This window comes from Verrucosispora sp. SN26_14.1 (assembly GCF_004307965.1).
Lineage (GTDB): Bacteria > Actinomycetota > Actinomycetes > Mycobacteriales > Micromonosporaceae > Micromonospora.
This window is the reverse complement of sequence record NZ_SISL01000269.1, coordinates 1-8,168: the sequence shown is the minus strand read 5'-3', so window position 1 is coordinate 8,168 and position 8,168 is coordinate 1. Positions and strand designations below refer to the sequence as shown.

Genomic DNA, 8,168 nt, shown 5'->3' with positions numbered 1-8,168 from the left:
GGTCGGGGGGCGGTCGGGGGGTGCGGGTGGGTGGCACCATCGGTATGGGGCGATGCCTGGGCGGCGGCGGCCCGGCGGGGTCGAGCGGGAGAGCGGAGGCTGCACGTGCGACGACGCGACCGGCTCATCGACTACTGGGACGACCGGGCCAGCGGGTACGACCGGCGGACCGCCTCGGCGGAACGTCGGCTGCTCGGGACCAGCCGCCGATGGGTGTGCCGCCGGGCCACCGGGCAGACCCTGGAGGTGGCCGTCGGCACCGGCCTCAACCTGCCGCACTATCCGGCCGACGTGCAACTGAGCGGCGTCGACTGGAGCCCCCGGATGGTCCACGCGGCCGGGCGGCGTGCCGCCGACCTCGGTCGTACCGTCGCGCTGGCCGCCGCCGACGCCACCGCCCTGCCCTTCGCCGACGCGCGGTTCGACACGGTGGTCTGCACCTTCGCGCTCTGCTGCGTCCCCGACGAGCGGGCCGCGCTGACCGAGGCGCTGCGGGTGCTGCGCCCCGGCGGCAGCCTGCTGCTCGCCGACCACATCGTCGCCTCCCACCCGCTGCTGCGCGTCGCGCAGCACGTGGTCGACCTGGTGAGCGTGCCGTTGCAGGGCGAGCACTACACCCGTCGCCCACTGCACACCCTGCGGCGGCTCGACGTCGAGGTGCTCGCCACCGAACGCCTCAGCTACGGCGCCATCGAACGCGTGCACGCGCGCCGGGCCTAGCCGGGAACCGAGGAACGGGCCTCACCAGACTCATACGGTTCGCCCTGTTTTGCCGACTCCGGCCAGGGTATCGCGGTGGCATCCGGTACTTGTGTTCCAGGAGGTACTTGCCGATATGGATGCCCGTAACCCCGCGAAGGTGGTCAAGGACGCGGTGGAGTCCGCCGCGGAGAAGGTCACCGACGCCCTCACGCCGGAAGTGCCCGGCAAACCGGGCAGCGCGCCACCGACCGTGTCGGAGCCGACCACACCGCAGGATCCGCTGCCCCCCAAACCGGAGCAGGGGAGCCCGCAGACCCGTACGCCGACCGGCGCGCGCACCGGCGCTCCGGCCACCGCCAACGGTCAGCAGGGCGCCTACCTGACCACCGCGCAGGGGGCACGGCTGCGCGACACGGACCACTCGCTCAAGGCCGGTCCCCGAGGACCGGTGCTGCTCCAGGACCACCACCTCCGCGAGAAGATCACGCATTTCGACCACGAGCGCATCCCCGAGCGGGTCGTGCACGCCCGGGGCGCCGGAGCGCACGGCGTGTTCACCGCGTACGGTGCGGCCGAGGCCGTCACCCGGGCGGGGTTCCTCCGCAAGGGACGCACGACCGACGTGTTCGTCAGGTTCTCCACCGTCCTCGGGTCACGCGGCTCGGCGGACACGGTGCGCGACACCCGGGGCTTCGCGACGAAGTTCTACACCGACGAGGGCACGTTCGACCTGGTCGCCAACAACATGCCGGTCTTCTTCATCCAGGACGCGATCAAGTTCCCGGACATCATCCACGCCGGCAAGCCGCACCCGGACCGCGAGATCCCGCAGGCGCAGAGCGCGCACGACACGTTCTGGGACTTCGTCTCGCTGCACACCGAGGCGCAGCACCACACCATCTGGAACATGTCCGACCGGGGCATCCCGCGCTCGTACCGGACCATGGAGGGCTTCGGCGTACACACCTTCCGCCTGGTCAACGAGGCGGGGGAGACGGTGCTGGCCAAGTTCCACTGGAAGCCGAAGCTGGGCGTGCACTCCCTGGTGTGGGAGGAGGCCCAGATGCTCGCCGGCATGGACCCGGACTTCCACCGGCGCGACCTGTACGACGCCATCGAGGCGGGTGCCTTCCCGGAGTGGGAACTCGGTCTCCAGGTCTTCCCGGACACCCCGGAGGAGACGTTCGCCGGCATCGACCTGCTCGACCCGACGAAGATCGTGCCGGAGGAACTCGCCCCGGTGCAGCTGGTCGGCAGCCTGACGCTGAACCGTACGCCGACGAACTTCTTCGCCGAGACCGAGCAGGTCGCCTTCCACGTCGGCCACCTGCCGCCCGGCATCGACGTCACCAACGATCCGCTGTTGCAGGGCCGCCTCTTCTCGTACGTCGACACCCAGCTCACCCGCCTGGGCGGGCCGAACTTCGCGCAGATCCCGATCAACCGGCCGCACGCGGCCGTCAACGACATGCTGCGCGACGGCTTCCACCAGCACGCCGTGCACGCCGGGGTGGCGCCGTACCGGCCGAACTCGCTCGACGGCGGCAACCCGTTCCCGGCCGGCGTCGCCGAGAACGCCTTCCTGGACGTGCCGGTGCGGGTGGCCGAGGCGCCGAAGATCCGGGCCAACCCGGTCTCCTTCGACGACCACTACAGCCAGGTGCGACTCTTCTGGCTGAGCATGTCGCCGGTGGAGCGGGAGCACATCATCCGGGCCTACACCTTCGAGCTGGGCAAGTGTTACCACCAGGAGATCAAGGAACGGCAGCTCCAGTGCCTGGCCAACATCGACCCGGTGCTCTGCGCCCAGGTCGCCACCGGTCTCGGGCTACCCGCCCCGGAACCGACCGTGCCGCTCGCCGACATCACGCCCAGCCCCGCCCTGTCCCAGGTGGGTCGGCAGTGGCCGGCCGACGGACGGATGGTGGGCATCGTCGTGGACCCGGAGGTCGACCTGGACACGGTCAGTGACGTCCGGCGGGCGGTCTTCGCCGCCGACATGGTGCCGCTGCTGATCGCCCCGCATGGTGGCCTGATCGGTGACCTGCCGGCGCAGCGCAGCTTCGCCACCGGCCGGTCGGTGGAACTCGACGCGCTGCTGATCGCCAGCGCACCCGCCCCGGCACCGGACGCGCCGCCGGCCCGCGACGCCAAGGCCGGTGCGGCCTCCGCAGGTCCGGTGGACCCCCGGGTGCTGCTGATGGTGGAGGAGTGCTGGCGGCACGCCAAGGCGATCGGCGCCTGGGGCTCCGGTGTCTCCGTGCTGGAGCAGGCGGGCGTCGCCGGTACGCCCGGCGTCGTGACCGGCGACTCCGGCGAGGACGTCTTCACCGGAGTGCACCGGCTGATGGCCGACCACCGGGTCTGGGAACGGTTTCCCGCCTCGGTCGGCTGACCCAGCGACCGGTCCTGCGGGGGGCGGTTCGTCGCACGGCGACGGGCCGCCCCCGCATCCGTGCACTGTCGGTCGAGCCCGTGCACTCACAGCCCTCCCCGCCCCGTCGGGCCAGCGTTAGGTTTCGATCCGACGGAGGGAGGGAGCATGCTCGTGCTGGACACCGGGGACCTGCCGGCCGGCGAGCGCGCCGAGGCGTTCCAGGCCACGGTCAGCGCCAACTGCTCGTCGAGCATGGCGTCGTTCGAGGACCCGGCCGCGATCCACGCCCGGATGACCGTCTTCGACTTCGGGCCCGCGAAGGTCTTCAACATCGAGGCGTCCGGCACCACGCTGCGGCGTACCCCCCGGATGTGCCGCGCGGAGACCGAGACCTCGATCGTGCTGGCGGTGCCGCTGCGCACCGACAACCACCTGAGCTGGGCGCGCGAGGACCGCCGGTTCGGGCCGCGTGACCTGATGCTCGTCGACCTGTCGCTGCCGTACGTCTACGGCTGGGAGGGCGGCGGCGCCTCGTACGCGCTGCACGTCGACGTGGACCGGCTCGGCGTACCCCGCGACCTGATCCACGAGGCGGCGCGGACGCTGCCGGGCAGCCCGATGTACGACCTGGTGCGGGATCACGTCACCCGGATGACCACGCAGGCCGACCCGCTCGCCGCCTCCGCTGCCGCCGCCGAACTCGGTGCCGCGTCGGTCGAGCTGATGCGGGCGCTGGTGGTCTCCGCCGCCGGCAGCGGTCGCCTGCTGCGCGACACCGTCGAGTCCTCGATGTCCGCGCGGATCCAGGCCTACGTCCGCGCGCACCTGCGCGAGCCCGACCTGACCCCGGCCCGCGTCGCCGCCGCAAACGCCATCTCGCTGCGTGCCCTCTACAAGCTGTACGAGGAGATGGGCCAGAGCCTGGAGCAGTCGATCATCGAGCAACGCCTCCAGGGTGCCCGCGCCGAGTTGACCGCCTCGCACCGGCGGTACACCTCCATCGCGGCGCTGGCCCGCGCGTGGGGCTTCTCCAGCCCGAGCTTCTTCTCGCACCGTTTCCGGGCGGCCTTCGGGCTGACCCCGCGACAACTGGCCGCGACGAGGCCGACCACCCGTACCCCGGAACCGGCCCGCTCGCGCTGAACGGTGTGCCGTCAGGCGCAAGAACCGTGCGTCGACACGAAACCCGGCCCGCGCGATCGGTGCGACATTTCTCCCCCAGGCAGCGAAAGGACGGCAGGATGCCCTTCGTCACGACCGCGGACGGCGCGGAGATCTTCTACAAGGACTGGGGTACGGGACGGCCGGTCGTGCTCAGCCACGGCTGGCCGCTGAACTCCGACAGTTGGGAGGCACAGGCGCTGTTCCTCGCCTCGCACGGCTACCGGATCGTGGCGCACGACCGGCGCGGGCACGGGCGCTCCACCCAGACCTGGCACGGCAACGAGATGGACACGTACGCCGACGACCTGGCCACCCTGGTCGACGCGCTCGACCTGCGTGACGTGACGGTCGTCGGGTTCTCCACCGGCGGGGGAGAGGTGACCCGGTACATCGGCCGGCACGGCACCTCCCGGGTGGCGCAGGCGGTGCTGGTCTCCGCCGTACCTCCGCTCATGCTGCGCACCGACGACAACCCGGACGGCGTACCCGGGGAGGTCTTCGATGGTCTGCGGGCCGGGTCGCTGGCGGACCGGTCGCAGCTCTACCGGGATCTCGCCGACGGTCCGTTCTTCGGCAACAACCGGCCGGGAGCGGCGGTCTCCGTCGGCATCCGGGACGCGTTCTGGCGGCAGGGCATGCAGTCCGGACACCGCAACGCGTACGAGTGCATCGCGGCCTTCTCGGCCACCGACTTCCGTGGCGACCTCGCCCGGTTCGACGTGCCGACGCTCGTCGTCCACGGCGACGACGACCAGGTCGTGCCCTTCGACGTCGGCGGCAAGGCGTCCGCCGCCCTGATCAAGGACGCCAGGCTGATCGTTTACCCGTCGGCGCCGCATGGCATCACCGACACTCACAAGGAGCAGCTCGGCCAGGATTTGCTGGCCTTCCTGAAGGAGTACGACGCATGAGCACGATCGTCCTGGTGCACGGTCTCTGGGTCACCTCGCGCAGCTGGGAACACTGGGTGCCGTACTTCGAGGCGCAGGGGCACACGGTGCTGACGCCGACGTACCCGGGCTTCGAGGTGGAGGTGGAGGCGCTGCGGGCCGACCCGACGCCGATCGCCACGGTGACCGTGCCGGAGACCGTCGCGCACCTGGAGAAGGTCATCGCCGCGCTGCCGGAGAAGCCGATCATCATGGGTCACTCCTTCGGCGGCACCCTGACCCAGCTCCTGCTCGACCGGGGACACGGCGCGGCCGGTGTCGTGATCAACTCCGCGCCGCCCGAGGGTATCCGGGTGAACCCGCCCTCGCAGATCAAGTCCCTCTTCCCGATCCTCAACAACCCGGCCAAGCGCCACCGTGCGGCCGGTTTCACCCCGGAACAGTTCCATTACGCGTTCACGAACACGTTGCCCGAGGAGGAGGCCCGCGCCGCCTACGACCGCTACGCGATCGCCGCGCCGGGAAGCTGGGTCTGGTCGTACGGGCTGCTCGCCAACTTCACCCCCGGCAAGCAGGAGACCTGGGTCGACTTCCGCAACGAGGGGCGGGCCCCGCTGCTGTTCATCGCCGGCGGCAAGGACCACATCATGCCGGCCTCGGTGAACCGCTCCAACGCCCACCACTACAAGGCGTCCGGCACCGTCACCGACTTCCACGAGTTCCCCGAGCGTTCCCACTGGACGTGCGCGGAGCCCGGCTGGGAGCAGGTCGCCGACTACGCCCTCGACTGGGCCCAGCGCCACGCCGTCTGAGCCGGGTGGGCTCCCGTCGGTACGCCGCCGGGAGCCCACCTCGGGTTACCCGGCGACCAGCATCCCGACGTCGACGCCCAGCTCCGGCGCGCAGTGCAGCAGGAACGCGGGCCAGACGCTGCGGGTCCGCGCCCAGATCCACCCGAGCGCCAACCCCATCACGATCGCGAAGAGACCACCGGCGACGTTGAACCCCCAGACGCCGTCGAGGTCGACGAGGATGCCGTGCCCGGCGCCGAACACCACGCTGGTGAGCACGATGCCCCAGCCGACCGGCGCACCGAGCACGACCCAGGGCGTACCGAAGGCCCGATCGAGCACCGCGAGCATCGCGGCGCGCCAGATCAGCTCCTCGGTCAGGTTCGGAATCGTGGCGTTGAAGGCCAGTCGCTCGGCGTCCACGGTCGTGGCGGCCGACGGATCCAGCGCGACCGCCAGCGCGCTGAGCCCGACGAAGATCCCGAAGACGACGACGATCGTGAGCAGCGCCGGCCGGGCCGAGCCGGGCGTGATCCTCAGGCGCAGGCCCGCCTCGGCCCGCGCCCAGCGGTGCAACATGCCGAACAGGATGGCCAGCCAGAGCAGGTCGAGCACCTTGCCCTGCCAGTGCCGATCGAGCGCGTCGAACACCGGCAGCGGCGCCATCCGGCCGGAGACGGCGGCGAGCAGCACGAGGTAGGCGACCACGGCGACCGCGATCCAGGTGCCGGGTGTACGCGCGACCTGCCGCGCCGCCGTGGCGCCCCGCCGTGCCGCGGTGATCGCGAAGAGGACCAGCAGCGTCGCGAGCAGCGTGCCGATCAGGGCCAGACCCCAGACCGCCGCCACCCCGACGCTCCGGGTGGCCTCACCCAGTCCGTCGGGAACGATCCACGCGTACGCGACGAAGACCACCACGAGCGGCACCAGCACGGGTACCACCCAGCGGCCCGTCTCCGCAGGTCGCACCAGCCGCTCGACGTCCCCCGCGTCCCTCCCCAAGATCCCCATGCGAGTCGACGCTACCCCGCGCCCGCCACCACGAAGCGGTCCGCGGCTCATCGTGGCAGTGTGGCTGGCCGACACGCCGACGTGCGAACAGCCACACTGCCACGATCAGGGGAATCGTGTCGCGCTCCTGGCGCAGAGGGCGATGTCGTACCCCCGCCACGTGGTGGTGAAGAGCGGGCGACAGCGTGGCCATGAGGATCAGCGTCGGCGGGTGGTAGGGGATCAGCAGCACCAGGGCGACACCGACGACCGCCCCGAGGGTCAGGGCCGACAGGCCGGACACGGCCGCTTCGTGCAGGTCGACCGGCTCGGAGGGCATGTCCGGTCGGCGTTTCCAGAATTGTCGCCAGGTGTCGGCGGGAGACCGCCCGGGTGAGGCCCGGGCGGTCTCCGTCGTCGGTGGCGGTTCGTTCACCGGCTCTGTAGCGCCCGGTGCAGGCGGCGGGCCTCGGTCACCAGGCGGCTGGATCCACTTCGGGCGGCCACCTCGGCGAGGCCGGGCACGTCGAGGCGTACCCCGGTGGTGGTGGCGGTCTCGGTGGCCAGGGTGAGCATGTCGATGGTGCCGCGTGGCGGGGTGGGTGGGGTGAGCAGGGCGGGCAGCGTGGCGGCCAGCAGTCGCCATACGGTCGACGGTGCGCCGGCCTGGGCGGCGTCGCGCAGTGGCTCGACGACCCGCGACAGTTTGACCCGTGCGCCGGTGGCCAGGGCGCCGAGTGCCGAGCCGGTGCCCACCGCGTCGAACTGGTCGGCGGCGGCGAGTGTGAGCAGGGCGTCCAGGGTGGCGACGCGGTCGGGGGCGTGCCGGGCGCCGAGGCCGTACGCCATCGCCAGGTCGAGGGCGATCCCGCCGGGGCCGGTGGTCTCGGCGAGCAGCGGCAGCACCGCCGTGCCGTCGCGTTGGTCGAGGTCGGCGGTGTTCGCGACGAGGGGGAGGACGGCGGCGGCGACGACGCCCCGGTGGCCGGGCAGCAGCGAGGGCCACAGGTTCACCCAGCCGGTGTGCTCCACGCCGATCGAGGATGGGTGCAGGGTGAGCAGCCCGTCGGGGTCGGCGTGGCCGTCGGGTGGGCTCAGCTCGACCAGGAGCCGCTCCGGCGGCATGTACGGGTGGTCGAAGTTGTACTGGCCCGTGCGCTTGCGCCGCAGGGTGCTCTGCCGCATCACCGGCTGCGGCAGTCCGCCGTCGCGCAACCAGGCCGCGAGGCGGTCACCGGCCGGGCTGCCCAGCGC

Annotated in this window: 6 protein-coding genes and 1 pseudogene; 5 read left to right on the top strand and 2 right to left on the bottom strand. The window is 71.9% G+C overall.

Annotation, left to right across the window (positions count from 1 at the left end; genetic code table 11):
* Positions 1 to 105: 105 nt before the first annotated feature.
* The 5 genes from EYA84_RS21190 (at position 106) to EYA84_RS21170 (ending at position 5,945) form a co-directional block, all read left to right on the top strand.
* Entirely contained in the window at positions 106 to 720 is a 615-nt protein-coding gene (locus EYA84_RS21190; RefSeq protein ID WP_201272446.1) for a class I SAM-dependent methyltransferase, read from the top strand.
* A gap of 115 nt (positions 721 to 835) precedes the next feature.
* A complete protein-coding gene (locus EYA84_RS21185; RefSeq protein WP_131054792.1) occupies positions 836 to 3,097 on the top strand; it encodes a catalase in 2,262 nt (753 codons plus the stop codon).
* 147 nt (positions 3,098 to 3,244) lie between these two features.
* Positions 3,245 to 4,222 (top strand): helix-turn-helix domain-containing protein, encoded by a 978-nt coding sequence (locus EYA84_RS21180; RefSeq protein ID WP_131054791.1) that lies wholly within the window; start codon positions 3,245 to 3,247, stop codon positions 4,220 to 4,222.
* A 98-nt stretch (positions 4,223 to 4,320) separates the two neighbouring features.
* Positions 4,321 to 5,154, top strand: a complete 834-nt coding sequence (locus EYA84_RS21175; RefSeq protein WP_131054790.1) for an alpha/beta fold hydrolase — start codon at positions 4,321 to 4,323, stop codon at positions 5,152 to 5,154.
* Positions 5,151 to 5,945: a carboxylesterase gene (locus EYA84_RS21170; protein WP_131054789.1), complete on the top strand. Its 795-nt coding sequence runs from the start codon at positions 5,151 to 5,153 to the stop codon at positions 5,943 to 5,945. The genes EYA84_RS21175 and EYA84_RS21170 overlap by 4 nt, the downstream gene beginning before the upstream one ends.
* Before the next feature lie 45 nt (positions 5,946 to 5,990).
* Here the strand turns inward: EYA84_RS21170 and EYA84_RS21165 are convergent, their stop codons facing one another.
* Entirely contained in the window at positions 5,991 to 6,935 is a 945-nt protein-coding gene (locus EYA84_RS21165; protein ID WP_131054788.1) for a CPBP family intramembrane glutamic endopeptidase, read from the bottom strand.
* Positions 6,936 to 7,346: 411 nt separating this feature from the next.
* A pseudogene (locus tag EYA84_RS32590) lies at positions 7,347 to 8,168 on the bottom strand (hypothetical protein); the annotation flags it as partial.